At 68.3% G+C, this 17,531-nt stretch carries 13 protein-coding genes and 1 rRNA gene; 9 read left to right on the forward strand and 5 right to left on the reverse strand.

Annotation, left to right across the window (positions count from 1 at the left end):
• Positions 1–55 precede the first annotated feature (55 nt).
• Both rrf and DSM104443_RS02315 read left to right on the forward strand, forming a co-directional pair.
• Positions 56–169, forward strand: a 5S ribosomal RNA gene (gene rrf / locus DSM104443_RS02310).
• Between the two features lie 87 nt (positions 170–256).
• Positions 257–2,074 (forward strand): O-linked N-acetylglucosamine transferase family protein, encoded by a 1,818-nt coding sequence (locus tag DSM104443_RS02315; RefSeq protein ID WP_171089083.1) that lies wholly within the window; start codon positions 257–259, stop codon positions 2,072–2,074.
• On the opposite strand, the gene DSM104443_RS02320 is transcribed toward DSM104443_RS02315, so the two are convergent.
• A complete protein-coding gene (locus tag DSM104443_RS02320; RefSeq protein WP_246232467.1) occupies positions 2,007–3,296 on the reverse strand; it encodes an RNA polymerase sigma factor in 1,290 nt (429 codons plus the stop codon). The two genes, DSM104443_RS02315 and DSM104443_RS02320, sit on opposite strands and share 68 nt — an antisense overlap.
• Before the next feature lie 10 nt (positions 3,297–3,306).
• Complete coding sequence (locus DSM104443_RS02325; RefSeq protein ID WP_171089085.1) at positions 3,307–3,672, reverse strand: YciI family protein; 366 nt, start codon at positions 3,670–3,672, stop codon at positions 3,307–3,309.
• A gap of 190 nt (positions 3,673–3,862) precedes the next feature.
• On the opposite strand from DSM104443_RS02325, the gene DSM104443_RS02330 reads away from it, so the two are divergent.
• The 5 genes from DSM104443_RS02330 to DSM104443_RS02345 all read left to right on the forward strand — a co-directional run bounded on the left by DSM104443_RS02330 (position 3,863) and on the right by DSM104443_RS02345 (position 10,029).
• Positions 3,863–5,740, forward strand: a complete 1,878-nt coding sequence (locus DSM104443_RS02330; RefSeq protein ID WP_171089086.1) for an adenylate/guanylate cyclase domain-containing protein — start codon at positions 3,863–3,865, stop codon at positions 5,738–5,740.
• Positions 5,741–5,754: 14 nt separating this feature from the next.
• Positions 5,755–6,588, forward strand: coding sequence for a hypothetical protein (locus tag DSM104443_RS02335; protein ID WP_171089087.1), 834 nt, complete (start codon positions 5,755–5,757; stop codon positions 6,586–6,588).
• A 6-nt stretch (positions 6,589–6,594) separates the two neighbouring features.
• On the forward strand, positions 6,595–8,604 hold the full coding sequence (locus DSM104443_RS02340) for a caspase family protein (RefSeq protein WP_171089088.1): 2,010 nt from the start codon (positions 6,595–6,597) through the stop codon (positions 8,602–8,604).
• A gap of 39 nt (positions 8,605–8,643) precedes the next feature.
• Entirely contained in the window at positions 8,644–8,772 is a 129-nt protein-coding gene (locus DSM104443_RS21995) for a hypothetical protein (RefSeq protein WP_281359542.1), read from the forward strand.
• A 129-nt stretch (positions 8,773–8,901) separates the two neighbouring features.
• Positions 8,902–10,029, forward strand: coding sequence for a glycosyltransferase (locus DSM104443_RS02345; RefSeq protein WP_171089089.1), 1,128 nt, complete (start codon positions 8,902–8,904; stop codon positions 10,027–10,029).
• Between the two features lie 18 nt (positions 10,030–10,047).
• On the opposite strand, the gene pepN is transcribed toward DSM104443_RS02345, so the two are convergent.
• Both pepN and DSM104443_RS02355 read right to left on the reverse strand, forming a co-directional pair.
• Positions 10,048–12,675 (reverse strand): aminopeptidase N, encoded by a 2,628-nt coding sequence (gene pepN / locus DSM104443_RS02350; protein ID WP_171089090.1) that lies wholly within the window; start codon positions 12,673–12,675, stop codon positions 10,048–10,050.
• A 16-nt stretch (positions 12,676–12,691) separates the two neighbouring features.
• Entirely contained in the window at positions 12,692–14,446 is a 1,755-nt protein-coding gene (locus tag DSM104443_RS02355; protein ID WP_425509629.1) for a DEAD/DEAH box helicase, read from the reverse strand.
• A gap of 217 nt (positions 14,447–14,663) precedes the next feature.
• Between DSM104443_RS02355 and DSM104443_RS02360 the strand changes: the two genes are divergently transcribed.
• Together DSM104443_RS02360 and DSM104443_RS02365 are read left to right on the forward strand one after the other, a co-directional pair.
• The gene (locus DSM104443_RS02360; RefSeq protein ID WP_246232860.1) at positions 14,664–15,188 is read left to right on the forward strand and encodes a cytochrome b/b6 domain-containing protein; all 525 of its coding nucleotides are present in this window, start codon (positions 14,664–14,666) and stop codon (positions 15,186–15,188) included.
• Complete coding sequence (locus DSM104443_RS02365) at positions 15,185–15,664, forward strand: c-type cytochrome (protein ID WP_171089092.1); 480 nt, start codon at positions 15,185–15,187, stop codon at positions 15,662–15,664. Before DSM104443_RS02360 ends, DSM104443_RS02365 begins: the two co-directional genes overlap by 4 nt.
• 21 nt (positions 15,665–15,685) lie before the next feature.
• Here the strand turns inward: DSM104443_RS02365 and DSM104443_RS02370 are convergent, their stop codons facing one another.
• Positions 15,686–17,482, reverse strand: a complete 1,797-nt coding sequence (locus DSM104443_RS02370; RefSeq protein WP_212756904.1) for an ABC transporter substrate-binding protein — start codon at positions 17,480–17,482, stop codon at positions 15,686–15,688.
• Between the last annotated feature and the right edge of the window lie 49 nt (positions 17,483–17,531).

Genomic DNA, 17,531 nt, shown 5'->3' on the forward strand with positions numbered 1-17,531 from the left:
TACCGAACATGAATCGTTGAGCCTCAATGCATCGACTCAACGACTCGACAGAATTCCTGGCGACCATAGCGCGTTGGCCCCACCCCTTCCCATCCCGAACAGGTCCGTGAAACGACGCCGCGCCGATGATATTGCGGATTGCCCGTGAGAAAGTAGGTCATCGCCAGGGCCTTACCCAAAACGCCCAACTTCACACGAAGTTGGGCGTTTCCTTTTGCGCCACCCGAACACGTCGCCTGCCGTATCCTCACCGCCGATGAACCGATACCTCGCCGAAGCGCAGCGCCTCCTCCTGTCCGGCGAGTTCACCGCGGCGGCGGAGCAGTGCCGCAAGTCCATCGCGATGGGCCTGGATGCCGCCGCGGCACGCGGGCTGCTCGCCGACTGCCATTTCAATTTCGGCGTCCACCACAACAGGACGGGCGGCCTGTCCGACCAGGCCGAGGCGCAGTTCCGGCGCGCGCTCGAGATCGATCCCCGCCACGCGGACGCGGCCAACAACCTGGGCGCGATGCTCCTCCTGAAGGGGCAGGGCGAGCTCGCGCTCCCGCACTTCCGAGCCGCCCTCGCACAGGCGCCGTCCGACGTTCGCTATGCGGCGAATCTCGCACGCGCCCTGGTCCAGGCCGATCGACTTGACGAAGCTTCGGCCGCGCTCGCAGCGCTCGCCAAGCTTGATCCGGCGAACGCCGGCGCGTACCTGCTCTGCGAGGCCATGCTGGTCTCGGACATCACGCCCGATGCAGGCTACCCGGAGCGCGTGCGCGAATCGATTCGCGGCAAGCTCGCCCTCCTCGAAACGCAGGCGCACGCGATCCTGGATCCGCTCGTCTTCCCGACGACCTATTTCCCGCTCTCGTATCACGGCGCCGGCAACCTCGACATCGTGCGGCGCCTGGCCGCATTGCACCTGCGCTGGAATCCGGCGCTCGCCTACGAAGCCCCCCATATCCGCGAATGGAAGCGCCCGAAGGGACGCGCGCGCCTCGCGATCGCCTCGCGCTTTCTTCGCGACCACAGCATCGGCAACACTTCGCGAGGCCTGGTCGAGCGCCTCGACCGCTCGCGGTTCGAGGTCACCGTCGTTCGCTTCGAGCCGTCGCGGGGCGACGAGACTTCCCGTGCCATCGACGCCGCCGCCGATGCGGTGATCACGCTTCCGCCGCAGCTCAATGCAGCCCGCGCCGAGCTCGCCGCCCAGGCGTTCGACATCCTCTACTACCAGGACGTCGGCATGGAGCCGCTCTCGTACTATCTCGCCCTGTCGCGCCTGGCGCCGGTGCAGGTGACCTCGTTCGGCCACCCCGATACAACCGGTATTCCCAACGTCGACCACTACGTGTCCTCCAGCCTCTACGAGCCGCCCGGGGCGCAGGACAACTACTCGGAACACCTGGTGGCGCTGCCGGATGTCGGAACGCTCGCCTACTACTACACGCCGAAGCTGACGGGACCCCGGCCCACCCGAGACGACTACGGGCTCGGGGACGTGCAACGGCTCTACCTCTGCCCGCAGACGCTGTTCAAGGTGCAGCCGCAAATGGACGCGCTGTTCGACGCCATCGTGGAACGGGACTCGCAGGCGACGATCGTCCTCATCGACGCGGGCCACCGCGGCCTGCGCCCCGCGCTCGAGCGCCGCTTCCGCGCCCATTCGAACCGCATGGCCAATCGCGTGAGGTTCGTCCCCGCGATGCCCTTCGCGCGCTACCTCGGACTGGTGGCGAACGCGGACGTGATCCTCGATACCGTGCACTTCAACGGCTACAACACGACGCTGGAAGCCCTCGCACTCGGAGTGCCGGTGGTCACGTTGCCGCGCGCATTCCAGCGCGGCCGGCACGGGCTGGGCATGTACGAAGCGATGGGATTCAGGGACCTCGTCGCCGTGGACGAAGCCGACTACGTCGCAAAGGCGGTGCGCATCGTGACCGATCCGGCGTATCGCACGCATTGCGTCGAGCGCATCGCGGCGACGCGCGCGGTCCTCTTCGAGAACGACCACTTCATCCGGACGACCGAGGCGGCCCTGGAGGCGATGCTGGCGGAGCGTTCGCAGGGGACGCCGCACTGATTTGTGCGAGGCGGCGCGCGAGGAAGCGTCGTTGCGCACCGTTGGTGGACCGCGCGATCGCCGTGCCGTAGTGCTCGCGCGCCTCGGCGTGGCGTCCCGCGCGCCGCAGGAGATCCGCGCGGGCAGCGTGCAGCAGCGCGTAGTCCTCGAGCGTGCCGTCGCGTTCGATCTCGTCGATCCACGCGAGACCTTCCTCGGGCCCGGCCACCATCGCGATCGCGGCGGCCGCGTTCAAAGCAACCACCGGTGTCGGCGCCAGGCGATAGAGCGCGCCATACAGCGCCGAGATCTGCGGCCAGTCCGTGGCTTCGGGCGCGGGCGACTTCGCATGGAGCGCGGCGATCGCAGCCTGGATCTGGTACGGACCGGGCGTGCGCCGGGCGAGCGCGGCATCGAGGAGCGCGAGACCCTCGGCGATCATCGCGCGGTCCCAGCTCGCGCGATCCTGTTCCTCGAGCGGAATCGCCACGCCCTCGGCATCGGCTCGCGATTCGCGCCGCGCCTCGTGGAGCAGCATGAGCGCGAGCAGGCCGAGCGTTTCCGGGCGGCCCGGCAGCAACGCGACGACCAGGCGCGCGAGCCGCAGTGCTTCGGCCGAGAGATCCGAACGCACCAGCGACTCGTTCTCCGTGGCGGAGTATCCCTCGTTGAAGACGAGGTAGATCGTCGCGAGCACGCCGGCGAGCCTTTCCTCCAGCGCGGCACCGGACGGCACTTCGTAGGGAATCCGTGCTTCGAGGATCTTCGCCTTGGCGCGCACGAGGCGCTGCGCGGTGGTGGCCTCGGGCTCGACGAACGCGCGCGCGATCTCGCGCGTCGTGAGGCCGCAGAGCGTGCGAAGCGCGAGCGCCATCTGCGCGGGCACCGCGAGCGCCGGGTGGCAGCACGTGAAGATGAGCCGCAGGCGATCGTCGGGTAACTCGAAGCCCTCCGCCTCCACGGCCTCCGGCGCGGCGAGCTGCGCCAGGATCTCTTCGGCACCCTCGACCTGCCGGCCCGATCGCCGCAGGACGTCGACCGCGCGGCGTTGCGCGACGAGCGTGAGCCACGCAGCGGGCCGCGCCGGAACGCCGCTCGAAGGCCAGGTCGCGAGCGCCCGCTGGTAGGCATCCTGGAGTGCCTCCTCGGCGAGGTCGAAATTGCCGCCGAGGCGGCCGATCAACCCCGCGAGGATGCGCGGGCCTTCGCGCCGCGCGATCTCGTCGAGGATCCGCGCGAGCAAGCGCTGGCGCCTAGCCGGCTTCCGGAGCGGGCGAAGGATTGAGCGGCCGCACCTCGCAGCTTCCATACGCGGAGCCCGGACACTTCGTCGCCCACCGCACCGCCTCGTCGAGGTTGGGCACGTCGATGAGGTAGTAGCCGCCGAGCTGGTCCTTCGTCTCCGCATAGGGGCCGTCGGTGGTGAGGACCTTCCCGCCGCGCACCCGCACGGTGGTGGCCGTCGTCGAGGGCTTCAGCTCCGAGCCTCCGCGCAGCACGCCCGAAGCCATCAGCTCCTTCGTGTAGTCGATGTATTTCTTGTACTCGGCCTTGAGCGCGGCCTCGTCGAAGCTCGCCCAGGCGCGCTCGTCGCTGTAGATCAGGATCATGTATTCCATGTTTGGATCTCCGCCAGTGTCGTCCCGGAGCGGGACATTCCTACGACGAACGGACCGCCCGCGAATCGACATTCCGGCCGCAAACTTTCCGGGGGTCGGGGGGCGCCGCTAGAATAGCCGCAAACAACCGGTCCACGCTCGGCCGCCGGGAGACAGCATCGCCACGGAGCGCACCCCCGCGTTTGCACGATTGCTCGCCTTCTGGGAACGACTGCGTACGTCGCCCCGGCTGAAGGGCGCGTTCCTGTATGCGGTGGTGCTCGCGGTCGTGGCCGCGGGCAGCTTCCTCCCACACCGGGAGAACGCCCGGTTCGCGAGCGCCGACCGTTACGCGTTCGACGCCCAGATGGATTTCCTCCGCGACCGTTTCCCGCTGCCCGTGGAGAACGACGTCGTCCTGATCGGGACGGACGGCGAGACGGAGAAGGCCTTCCCGGAGCCGATCGCGCTCTGGCACCGCCACCTCGCAAAGACTTATCGCGCGCTCGCCCTCGCGAAGCCGCGCGTCGTCGGTGTCGACTTCGGGCTTCCCGAGCGCACGTTCGACAAGCTCGTGCCGGGCATCGACCGCGCGATGATGATCGGCCTGGTCGCGCTGAAGCACGAGGCACCCCTCGTGATCGTGCAGCACATCGACGATCGCGAGGAGCTGGTCCCGGTGCAGGAGAACTACCGCAACATCATCGGCATCGACAACCTCGGCGTAGACCGGCAGCCGAAGGAACCCGACGGCGTCTCGCGCCGCTTCTTCGAGGACCTGCGCAGCGCAACGACGGGCGAAACCATTCCCACGCTCTCGGGCCAGATGCTGCGACGGCTCGGGCGCTCCGTCCACGAGGGATACATCGACTACAGCGTCGGGATCGCCCCGATGCGCTACATCCCGATGCACGACGTGACCGCGTGGTTCGATGCGGGCGACGTCGGGAAGATCAAGGCCGCGTTCGCGGGCCGCATCGTGCTCATCGGGAGCATGACGGGTGACCGCGATCGCTGGATCCTGCCCGTGCGGCTCCTCGAGCGGCCCGAAGACATGCTGGTCGAGGAGAGCAAGCGCCGCGCGGCCCCGGGACCGGCCGTCGCGCTCAGCCAACCGGGCGTGATGATCCACGTCCAGGTCCTCCGCAGCCACCTCGCCAACGGCATGCTGACCCCGATGCCGGAATGGCTCCGCGCGCTCCTCTGCGCAATCGTCGCGCTCGCAACCCTCGTCCGGGCCCGCCCGCTGACGGTCATCGGCGTGGCGATCCTCTTTCCGCTCGGCCTCGCGGTCGTGAGCCTCGTATCCATCCGGCAAGCCCAGGTCCTGATCCCGCTGGGCTCGGTGGTGCTGGCGTTCTGGATTGCCCTCGCGGTGCGCGCCGCCTACGACACCCTGGAGGCGATCCTCGAGCGCATCCGCATGCAGCGCACGTTCTCCGGCCAGGTGAGCCCCGCGGTGATGAAGGAGATGCTGCGCGGCGGCCTCTCGGCGGGCGTGAGCGGCCAGCTCGCGGACATCTGCGTCCTGTTCAGCGACGTCAGGGATTTCACGACCCTCTCCGAGCACATGTCGCCGGGCATCGTGATCAACGTCCTGCAGCGCTACTTCGACCGCATGGTGAAGGTGGTCCACAAGTTCGACGGCACGGTCGACAAGTTCATCGGCGACGGCCTCATGGTGCTCTTCGGTGCCCCCGGGAAGTCCGCGGATCCGTGCGGTGATGCGGTGCAATGCGCGCTCGAGATGATGGCCGAGCTCGATGCCCTGAATCGTGAATTCGAGAGCGAGGGACTGCCGACTTTGACCATTGGAATCGGCGTAAACTATGGCACTGTGACGGTCGGAAATATCGGATCGTCCGAGCGCCACAATTACTCGGCGATCGGCGATGCGGTCAATGTCGCGGCGCGCATCGAAGGGCTCACCAAGGAGCTCGGCCGCAAGATCCTCATCACGGAGGCGGTGGTGAGCCGGATCGGGGAACGCTTCCACTTCGATCCACTGGGCGAGCACAAGCTGAAAGGCCACAGCCCGGTCAACGTTTGGGGGATCCGCACGGCACGTGCCACGCCGGCGGCGGCATGACAGCGGAGGTCGACATGAAAAAGACGATCCAGCGCGCACTGCTTTTCTGCCTCGCATTCATCGCCGCAGCCGCGGCGTGGGCGGCGGACAGCGTCGCGTTCTTCTCCAACATCAAGGGCGATGTCGCCGTGGACGGCGCCAAGCCGCAGCTCCTGGCCGAGCTCTCGCGCGGCCAGAAGCTGACCCTCGGCAAGGACGCGATGGCCTCGGTGATGTTCATCGCCAGCGGCAAGGAATTCCCCCTGAAAGGCCCCGGCGAATTCGTCGTGCAGGACAGCGGCCTCGCCGCTTCGAGCGGTGGCGCGGCTCCCGCGGCGCGCACGACCGAATGGCGCGCCAGCACGCGCGTCCTGGGCCAGGTCTCGCAGACGTCGGCCGCGAGCGTGCGCATGCGCTCGGTCCCGCCTCCCAAGCCGCCGCCGCCCGCGCTGCTCTTCCCGACGCAAGGCAACATCGCGAACCTGCAGCCGACCTTCCGCTGGTCCGACCCGGGCCCCGCGATGGTGACGCTCTCGGTGGCCGGAGGCGACAAGCCCGTCATCACCGGCAAGACCTCGACCAACAGCTACCGCGTGCCCGCGAAGCTGAAGCCCGACACCGACTACACCTGGGTCGTGAAGGCCGGCGACAAGGAGCTGGGCACCGGCAAGTTCCGCACGCTGCCCGGCGAGGCCGTGCAACGGGCCGAGAAGCGCAAGCCGGGAGAGAAGGCCGAGTTCTCCGACCGCCTCATGTACGCCCTGATGCTGCAGGATCTCGGCGCGGTCCAGGAAGCCCAGGAACAATGGGCCCAGCTGTCCAAGGAACGCGCGGACCTTCCCGAGCTGGCCGGCTTCGCCGGCAAGTAAGCGCAGTTGCGTCTCGCGCTCCTCGCCACCCTCGCTCTCCTCGCGGCCCTGCCCGCGGCTGCGGCCGACCGCGTCGCGCTGCTCATCGGCAACAACAACTACGCGGCCGCGCCGCTGCGCAACGCGGTCAACGACGCGAGGGATCTCGCCGGCGCCCTGAAGGAGCTGGGCTTCACGGTCATCGTGAAGGAGAACGCCACGCGGCGCGACATGATCGACGCCATCCGCGAGTTCGGCACCGCGCTGGACGGCGCGAGCACCGCGCTCTTCTTCTACGCCGGCCACGCGATGCAGTTCAAGGACCGCAACTATCTCGTCCCCATCGATGCCGCGATGGGCAGCGAGGAAGACGTCACGTTCTTCTCCGTCGAGGTGGGCCAGATCTTCGACCGCATGGACCGGGCGAAGACCCGCTTCAACTTCCTCGTGCTCGATGCGTGCCGCGACAACCCGTTCGCGTCGAGCTTCAAGGTCTCCAGCGCCGGCCTCGCGCAGATGAGCTCGCCTTCGGGGACGCTCATCGGCTACGCCACCGCGCCGGGCTCTGTCGCCGCGGATGGCTATGGCCGCAACGGCATGTACACGCACCACATCCTGCAGAACATCCGCGTGCCCGACCTTCCGGTCGAGATCATGTTCAAGCGCGTGCGCGAAGGCGTTGAGCGCGAGACGAAGCGCCAGCAGACCCCGTGGGATTCGTCCTCGCTGAAGGGCGACTTCGCGTTCAACCCGACATCGCGCTCGACCGGCGTGGCCTCCGGCGGATCGTCGGGGCCGAGCGCCGATTCCCAGCTGCAGATCGAGCGCGAGTTCTGGATCAGCGTGCGCGACTCCAATCGCGCCGACGACATCCAGGCGTATCTCGACAAATATCCGAGCGGCAATTTCGCGCCGCTCGCCAAGAACCGTCTCGAGGCGCTGCTCCGCCCCACGCGCGTGGCTTCCGCGCCGCCCGAGATGCGCTCCGGCGCGTCCGCGAATTCGCAAGCGGCACCCTCGGGCAGCGCGCCGATCGAGCCTGCCGCCGCAAGCGCTCCTTCCGCGTCGTCCGCTTCCACGGCGGCACCCGCGAAGGCGGCGGAGAAGCCCGTCGTCATCGCGGCCGCTCCGGCGAGTACGGCGCCGGCCGCGAGGCCTTCCCCCAGTCCCGCGGCCGTGGTCGCCGCGCCACCCACGGCCACTGCGCCCGTGCCTGCCCCCGCAGCCGCGGCGCCCAAGCAGGAAGAGCAGCCCGGCAAGGAGATCCAGCCGGGTGTGCGCGAGTTCACGTTCGCCGACGGCTCGGTCTATCGCGGCGCGATGCGCGGCAGCTCGCTGCACGGCAAGGGCGAGTACGTCTCGAAGGCCTTCCAGTACCAGGGCGAGTTCAAGGACAACCAGAAGCACGGCACCGGCGTGTACGTCTGGGAGAACGGCGATCGCTACCAGGGTGAATTCGCCGACGACCGGCCGAGCGGCAAGGGGAAGTGGACCTTCGCTTCCGGCGACACGTACGAAGGCGACGTGAAGGCCGGCGTGATCGTCGGCAGGGGCACCTCGACCACGAAGAGCGGCGATTCCTTCGACGGCTCCTTCGTCGACGGCAAGCCGCAGGGCACGGGCGTCTATCGCTTCGCGAGCGGCGACCGCTACGAAGGCGAGATGTCCAACGGCCGCATGAACGGGCAGGGCCGCTACGTCGCGAAGGACGGCTACGTGATCCAGGGCCGCTTCAAGGACGGGCAGGCGCAAGGCCCGGGCACCTACACCTTCGCCAACGGCGACCGCTACGAAGGCGAGATCCGCGGCGGCGCGCTCACGGGGCAGGGCGCGTATTTCTACGCCAACGGCCTCAAGTACGAAGGCGACATGGCCAATGGGCTCCCCAACGGCAAGGGCGTGTTCTGGTTCAACGACGGCACGCGGTTCGAGGGGCAGTTCGAGGGCCTGGCCAAGGCCAAGGGCGAGGTGGTCAAGGCGGACGGTTCCCGCGTCCCGGCGGAGATGGTGGGCGGGAATGTCAGGTGGTTGAATTGACTGGTATAATCGCTTTCTAAATCCAGTCCGGAGAGCCCCATGGCCGAACGTAAACGAGTGCGCCGCAACACCCTCGAGCGCCGCTGCCTGCCGAAGTCCTTCAAGCGTCTGTTCATCGGCTCGCCGCGCACGATCTTCAAGCTGCTGGAGACGATCAAGAAGAACTGATCCATCCCGCGCTTCGAAAAGGGCCGCCTTCGCGCGGCCCTTTTCGTTTTCCGAAACGCCTACGTTTTCTTACAAATCGCAGGGCACCGGCGGGTGAATTCGCAAGTCGTACGGTGTGTTATCGCCCGTATGGCCATGCAAGAAACGCAACGCGGCATCCGGATCACGTTCGTCCTGCGCAATCGCGATCGCGATTGGGCGGATCTCGAGCGGCTCGACGAGTCGGCGATCACGCGCGACCCGCGGCGCTTCGTCGGCGGCCGCAACTCGTGGATCGCGCAGTCGTACCTGAGGCTGCGCGACGCTCTCTCGGCGCGCGGCTTCGATGTCGGCCTCTGCCGCCACTTCGAGCCCGGAGCCCTCTGCATCGCCCATCGCGACGACGCGAACGATTTCTCGCAGGCCGCTTCGACGGCCTATCGCCTGGTGATTCGCGCGGATCGCGCACCGGTCCATGCCTGCGACCTCGCGATCGTCCAGAACGGCCTCGGTGCCGCGAGGCACGAGCGCTTCATTCCCCTGTGGCCCCAGCCCGGCCTCGTACCGCGCGATCCCTCCCGCGGCGCCGCCATTCGCTCCCTCGCCTACCAGGGCCGCCTCGGTTCCGCGCCGGACTGGTTTCGCTCGAAGGCTTTCCTGCGCGACCTCGGTGCGCGAGGTGTCGCGTTCGAGGTGCGGGCAACGGGCTGGGAAAGTTATCGGGACGTCGACCTCGCGCTCGCCGCACGGCGCGAATCGCCTCGCGTGCTCGCGACGAAGCCCGCGACGAAGCTCTACAACGCGTGGCACGCCGGGGTCCCGGTGCTCGCGATGCCGGAGCCGGCGTATCTGGAGCTGCGGCGTTCGGTGTTCGATTTCGTCGAGGTCCACGGGCCCGGCGACATCGTGCGCGCCGTGGACAGCCTGCGCCGCGATCCTTCGCTCTATCGGGCGCTGGTCGCCAACGGCCTCCAGCGCGCGGCGGACTTCGGCATCGAGCGCACGCGCGATCGCTGGCTGCGGCTGATCGAGGCCGAGGCCGTTCCCGCTTTCCTGCGGTCGAGGGAAACGCGCGAGCACCGGCGCTTGTGGCACCTGGGCGCGATGGCGCGGCAGAAGGTCGCGAGCCGGCAGCACCGCATCGCGGTGGCGTGGGAACGCTGGATGGATGATGCCGGCGGGTCGAGGCTGGCCTTCGATCGCGTGCGCGCCGCGTTCACGCGCGACACGCTGGCGGAAACACCGCTCAGCGAGCCTTCGAACCTGCAGCAGCCCTAGCCGGCGGCACCTGCGCGCTCAGCCGAGCGCGCGTCCCACGACCTCGCCCACGTCGCTCGAGAGCCCCTCGGCGGAGCGGATCGATTCGAGCGCGCCACGTGCATGGGCCTGGCGGCCCGCGTCGTATTTCTTCCAGCGATCGAAGGCGCGAGCGAGCCGCGAGGCGATCTGCGGATTGATGCGGTCGAGCGCCACGACTTGCTCGGCCACGAAGCGGTAACCCTCGCCGTCGGCCGCGTGGAAATGGACCGCGGTGCCGGCGAAGGCATGCAGCACGGCGCGAGCGCGATTGGGATTGCGGAGGTCGAAAGCCGGGTGGGCGAGGAGCGACTTCACGCGGTCGAGCGTCTTCGGCAGGTCGCTCGTGGCCTGCGCGCGGAACCACTTGTCCACCACGAGCGCTTCGTCCTTCCACTTCTCGTAGAACATGCCGAGCGCTCGCTCGCGTTCCGCGCCCGCGGAGTTCGCGAGGCATTCGAGCGCGGCCATCGTGTCGGTCATGTTCTCGGCGCGGCGATACTCCAGGAACGTGAGCGCACGCGCGGTGGAGTCGTCGATGGCCATCAGGTAGCCGAGCGAGGCATTGCGCAGCGAGCGGCGTCCCGCGGCGTTCGCGTCGGGCGAATAGGGGCCGGTCACCGTGAAGTGGCGGAACGCGCCTTCGAAGCGCGTGCGGTAGCGCTCGGCGATCTCGCGCTTCAGGCGGCGGCGCGCTTCATGGATGGCATCGGGGTCGGCGACTTCCATCTGCTCGGCGAGGATCGCTTCATCGGGCAGCGCGAGGCACTCGGCGGCGAACGCCGGATCGCGCGAAGCGCTCGCGAGGATGCGGCCTACGGCCTCCACGTATGCCGTGGGGACTTCCATCGGCTTGCCGGCCTTGAGCGCCTCGACACCCGCGAGGATGATGCGCGTCGCGAGCACCTGGCCCGCTTCCCAGCGGTTGAACGGATCGCTGTCGTGCGTCATCAGGTGCGTGAGGTCGGCGTCAGTGAGGCCCCCATCGAGCACCACGGGCGCGGAAAAGCCGCGCAGCAGCGACGGCACCGGGCGCGCTGTCACCTCGACGAAGCGGAATTGTTGCTCGGCTTCGCGAAGGTCGAGCACGCGCGTGGTGCCGGAGGCCGCGGCATCGCCCTCGAGGCGCAGCGGGATGTCCACGCCGTCCGGACCAACGAGCCCCACGGCCAGCGGGATGTGCAGCGGCTCGCCGCCCTGGCCGAGCGACTGGCCGACCGTGAGCGTGAAGGCCTGCGCGGCTTCGTCGTACACGCCGCGCGCGGTGACGCGAGGCGTTCCCGCCCGCGAGTACCAGCGGCGCAGGCCCGAGAGGTCGACGCCGCTCGCATCCTGCATCGCCTGGGTGAAGTCGTCGCACGTGACCGCCTGGCCGTCGTGGCGCTCGAAGTAGAGATCCATGCCCTTGCGGAACGGTTCGCGCCCGAGGAGCGTGTAGATCATGCGGATCACTTCCGCGCCCTTCTCGTAGACGGTGGCCGTGTAGAAGTTGTTGATCTCCACGTACGAGTCGGGCCGCACCGGGTGCGCCATCGGGCCCGCGTCCTCGGGGAACTGGTAGGCGCGCAGGTCGCGCACGTCCTGGATGCGGGCCACGGCGCGCGAGTATTCGTCGGCGCTGTACTCCTGGTCGCGGAAGACGGTGAGGCCTTCCTTCAGCGTGAGCTGGAACCAGTCCCGGCACGTGACGCGGTTGCCGGTCCAGTTGTGGAAGTACTCGTGGGCCACGACCTTGTCGATGCCGTAGTAGTCGTAGTCCGTCGCGGTGTCGGGCCGCGCGAGGATGTACTTCGTGTTGAAGATGTTGAGGCCCTTGTTCTCCATCGCGCCCATGTTGAAGTCGCCGACGGCGACGATCATGAAGCGCTCGAGGTCGAGCTCGAGGCCGAACACGGCTTCATCCCAGCGCATCGCCTTCTTCAGCGCGTGCATCGCGAAGCCGGCCTGGTCGATCTTGCCGGGCTCGACGTACACCTGCAGCAGCGCCTTGCGGCCCGAGCGCGTGACGAAGCCTTCCTCGAGGAGGTCCAGCTTCGCCGCCACCATCGCGAACAGGTACGACGGCTTCGGGAACGGGTCTTCCCACTTCGCCCAGTGGCGCTCGCCGTCCTCCTCGCCCTTGGCGACCTGGTTGCCGTTGGCGAGCAGGTGCGGGAAGCGCTCGCGCCCGGCGTGCAGCGTGACCGTGTAGCGCGACATCACATCGGGACGATCGATGAAGTACGTGATGCAGCGAAAGCCCTGCGCCTCGCACTGCGTGAAGAGGCCGTCCTTCGACGCGTAGAAACCCTCGAGCCGCGTGTTGGCCCAGGGGTCGAAGCGCACCACCGCCTCCAGCGTGAAGGCGGCAGGGGCCTCGGCGATCCGCAGGTGATCCTCGTCCACCGTGTACTCGCCCGGGGCGAGCGCACGGCCGTCGATCGCGACCGACACCAGCTCCAGGTGGCGGCCGTCGAGCACCAGCGGCTGCGCCGCGTCCTTCGCCGCGGGGTTGCGGCGCACGGCGAGGCGCGAGCGAATCGTGGCCTGCTTCTCGCGGACATCGACGTCCAGATCGACGGAATCGATCAGGAAGGCGGGGGGCGTGTAGTCGCGGAGGAGGACGGCTTTCGGATTCGGATCGCGCATGGATCGGCTGGGGCGCTCAGCCCTTGCGGCGGAAGAGTGCGGGGACGGCCGGGGCCGGGCCGCGGCGCGGCGTGTCCGGCTCGCTCGTCGCGGGCTCCACCTTGCTCGGCGTGGGCTCGTAGGGCTTGTTGAAATCCATCGGGGGATGGCTCGGGTCGCGCGCGGAACGCGGCGCCGGGCCGTGGTCGGAGCGATGATCCCTGTACTCCCGAGACGGCTTGCCGGATTTCGGCGGCGGGCCGCCGCGCGAATCCTGCCCGCGGCGCGGCTCCTGCTTGCCGCGCGATTCCTGCGGCGGGCGCGATGCCTGCGGGGGACGTGCATCCTGCGGGGGACGCGCATCCTGGGGAGGACGCGCATCCTGCGGAGCGCGCGCCTCTTGCGGAGGACGCGAATCCTGCGCGGCACGCGGCGGCCTCGAAGAGCCTTCCGGACGCGGAGCGCGCGGCGCTTGGCTGCGGCCCTCGGGCTTCGAGCGCGACGATCCCCCGCGCGATCCACCCCGGCCCGGGCGCGGACCGCGAGACTCGCTCGCCTCCGCCTCGTTGGCGCGCACGGCCGATTCGGACAGGCCCGGCACCTCGCGGCGATCGACCTTCTTCTTCAGCATGTTCTCGATCGCGCTCATCAGGCCGCGGTCCTCGGGGCTGATGAAGGAGATCGCCTCGCCTTCCATGCCCGCGCGGCCCGTACGGCCGATGCGGTGCACGTAGTCTTCCGGGACGTGCGGCAGGTCGAAGTTCACGACGTGCGGCAGCGCCTCGATGTCGAGGCCGCGGGCGGCGATGTCGGTCGCGACGAGGACGCGGATCGTGTTGTCCTTGAAGCCCTCGAGCGAGCGGATGCGCGCGTTCTGCGCCTTGTTGCCGTGGATCGCGTCGGCGTTGATGCCGTCGCGCACGAGCTGGCTCGCGAGCCGGTTGGCGCCGTGCTTGGTCTTGCAGAACACCAGCACCTGGCTCCAGTCGTTCGACTTCACGAGGTGGGCGAGCAGCGGGCGCTTCTTCGCGCTGTCCACCTGGTAGGCGTACTGCGTGACGGTTTCGGCCGCGGTGTTGCGCCGGGCGACTTCCACGGTGGCGGGGTCGCGCAGGAACTGGCCCGAGAGCTTGCGGATCTCGTCGGAGAACGTCGCCGAGAACAGCAGGTTCTGCCGGATCGGCGGCAGCAGGCTGATGATCCGCTTGATGTCGGGGATGAAGCCCATGTCGAGCATGCGGTCGGCTTCGTCGAGGATCAGCACCTGCACCTGGCGGAGGTCCACGGCCTTCTGGCCCGTGAGGTCCAGCAGGCGGCCCGGCGTGGCGACGAGGATCTCGACGCCCTTGCGAAGCTCGGTGATCTGCGGGTTGATGTTCACGCCGCCGTAGACGCAGAAGGGCTTCAGCGGGATGTGCTTGCCGTAGGTCTTCACGCTCTCGAAGACCTGGATCGCGAGTTCGCGCGTGGGCGTGAGGATCAGCGCGCGCACCGGGTGCATGGCGGGCGAGAAGCTCTTGCTCGCCATCGGCGCCAGGCGCTGCAGCAGGGGGAGGGTGAAGCCGGCTGTCTTGCCGGTGCCGGTCTGGGCGGCGCCGAGAAGGTCGCGTCCCGAGAGGACGACGGGGATGGCCTGGGCCTGGATGGGTGTGGGCTCTGTGTAGCCCTGCTCCGCAATCGCGCGCAGCAGCTCGGGCAGAAGCCCGAGGCTTTCGAATGTCGTACTGATGGCAACTCTCCTGAAGGATCGGCCTGGAGGAGCTTTTGGGCTCCCGACCGGTTTCAGGCTGATGGGGTTTACTTCCTGGAACCACCCCTTTGAGGGTGGGGCGGCCGGGGCGCCAACCGGTTGAGGCGCATCCGACGACCGCGGCCGCTATTGTACCGTGGGAATAGACCCCCTTTCAGGCTGTTTGCCCCTCCGAATGGCACGCTCTGCCCCCTTGACCCAGGCGGTCCCCGCCTGGGACCTTTTCCTCCGCCTCTTCCACTGGACCCTAGCCGCCTTGATGGTGGCCTCGGTTACGACGGGATTGCTGGGCGGAAACCTCATGAAATGGCATATGTGGTCGGGCTACGCCATCCTGGGCCTCCTGGCTTTCCGGTTGGCGTGGGGCTTCCTGGGCGGTCCCACGGCCCGGTTCTCGGCCTTCCTGCGGGGCCCCGGCGCGGTCTGGGTCCACGTCCAGGATCTCCTCGCCCGTCGCCCGTCCTTCCACCTGGGCCACAACCCGCTGGGCGGCTGGATGGTGGTGCTGATGCTCCTGGCCGTCCTTTTCCAGGCCGTCACGGGCCTCTTCGCGAACGACGACATCGCCACCGAAGGCCCGCTCTACGCCTACATCAGCAAGGAGCTGAGCGACCGCCTCACGGGCCTGCACAAGCTCAACGTGAAGATCCTCTACGGCCTCGTGGGCCTGCACGTCGCCGCGATCGCCTTCTACCTCATCGCGCGCGGCGAGAACCTCGTCGGCCCGATGATCCACGGACGCAAGACTCCCCCTCCCCCGAACGAAGAAAAGGACTCCCCATGAAGCGAAGCCTCAGGATCGCCACCCTCTCCGCGCTCGTGATCGCCGCCGCGACCACCGCCTACGCGCAGTTGAAGCCCGAGGACGCGATCCGCGCACGCCAGTCGATCATGCGGGTGGTGGCGCTCAACTTCGGCCCGCTCTCCGCGATGGCGCAGGACAAGATCCCCTATAACAAGGACCTCTTCGTCGCGAGCGCAACCCGCCTCGAGGCCGTGTGGTCGATGGATGCGTCGCGCTTCTTCGTGAAGGGCACCGACAAGCCGGTGGCGGGCTCGAACATCGCCGGGTTCACCGACGTGAAGCCCGAGATCTGGAACAACCCGCTCAAGTTCAAGGACGCGTTCGACGACAACACCGCGGCCATCGCGAAGCTCGCCGCGGCCGCGCGTTCCGGCGACGAGGCGGCGATGAAATCGGCGGTGGGCGGCGTGGGCAAGGCCTGCAAGGGCTGCCACGACGACTTCAAGGTGAAGTAGCGCTCCGCGCCGCCGGCGCTCTCAATGCGGCGCCGGCGCGCGCGCGAGGTCGATGTCGATGAACTTCCACCACGGCTGGCTCTGCACCGGCGGGCGGCGGAAGCCGGAGACCCAGGGATGCCAGAAGTCCGTGAGGATGCGGTGCGTGTTGATCTTCGAGGGCGCGTACGCCACCAGCAGCCGCGCCATCTCCTGGTAGAGCTTCGTGCGCTCGGGTGAATCGGGCATCGCGCGCGCCTTCTCGTAGAGCTTGTCGTAGGCATCCAGCTTGAAGCGCGAGCGGTTGCCCTTGTATCCGGCGTTGGGCCCGTAGTAGGTCTGCAGCCAGGTGTCGGCGTCGGGTGACGAGGCCGAGCCGCCCAACTGCCAGAACTGCAGCTTGCCCGCGTTCGATTCCTTCAGCAGGTCGGGCCACTGCGCCTTCCTCACCGTGTAGCGGATGCCGATCTCGTCCATGCTGCGCTTCCACAGCTCGTCGAGCTGGACGTCGCGCGCGATGGTCGTGGAGTTGGACTTGAGCACGAGCGGGCTGCCGTCGGGGAGGTCGCGGTAGCCGTCGCCATCGCGGTCCACGTACCCGAACATGTCGAGCAGCGCCTTCGCCTTGGCCGGGTTGTACTCGCCCGCCGAGGTGCGGAAGTTCGGGTCATAGCCCGCAACGCCGGGGCTGTACGGGGTTTCCGCGGGAATGGCCTGGCCCTTGCGCACGATCGCGATCTCGTCGGACACCTTGTAGCCGAGGGAGACGGCGCGGCGCAGCGCCACCCTCTCCGGCGTGTAGCCGCCCCAGATCGGGTCTTCCATGTTGAAGTAGTTGAACGTGAGGTCGAGCGCGGGCACCTGCGCCATGTGGATGCCGCGCTTCTTCAGGTTCGGCGCGATCTTGTTCTCCGGCGCGGCGATATACGCGTATTCCTCCGGAATGCGCCACAGCAAGTCGTGCTCCTCGTTCAGGAACGCGAGCCAGCGCGGTTGTACGGCTTCCAGCACGTAGACCTCGACGCGGCCCACGATCGGCAGGCGCTTGCCCTTCAGCGCAGCGACCACCGCTGCCGCTTCCTCGTCCCCCGGAGGGGCTTCCGAGCTGAAGAACTCCTCGCGGTAGTTGGGATTCGCCTCGAGCGTGATCTTCGAGGCGCGCTTCCACGCGGTGACCTGGTACGGTCCCGTTCCCACCGGGTGGTTGGTGAGGTCGTCGCCATAGTGCTCGACGACGTCGCGCGCCACGGCGCAGGAGACGCGGCAATCCGCGAAGTTGTAGATGAAGATGAAGGACGGCTCCTTCAGGCGGATCTGCAGCGTGTAGCGATCGAGAGCGCGCAGCCCCTCGATGGGAGCGTCGTAGTCGAACGTGTTGGTCTTGCGGCTCTTCTCGGCGGCTTCGGAGGCGCCGATCACGAGCTCCTCGATCTCCGCCAGCAGCGGCGAGCGCAGCCGCGCGTCGATGAGGCGCTTGAACGAATACACATAGTCCTCCGCCACCAGCTCGCGCTTCTTGCCCTTGAAGGCCGGGTCGGGCGCGAAGTAGATGCCGGGCTTCACGTGCAGCGTGAACGTGCGCCCGCCGTCGGTCACCTCGGGAAGCGCCGAGAGGGTGTTGGGCTGGAGCTTCATGGGGCGGGCGAGGTGGTCGTACCGCAACGGCGGGTCGTAGATGTTGCCCGCGATGATGTTGGAGTAGAGGTCGCTCACCCGCTGCGGGTCGAGCGACGTCTCGGCCACCTCGATGGCGAAGCGGAAGACCTTGTTCGGGTCTGCGGCGGGGGCGGGCAGCGCCGCGGCGAGGGCGGCCGCGGCCAGGAGGATGCGCAGGTTCATGGACGCGATTCTACGTCCGCGCGGGCCGGATTTCGGCCCGCATTGTTAC

It is taken from the genome of Usitatibacter rugosus (assembly GCF_013003965.1).
GTDB classification, from domain to species: Bacteria; Pseudomonadota; Gammaproteobacteria; order Burkholderiales; family Usitatibacteraceae; genus Usitatibacter; species Usitatibacter rugosus.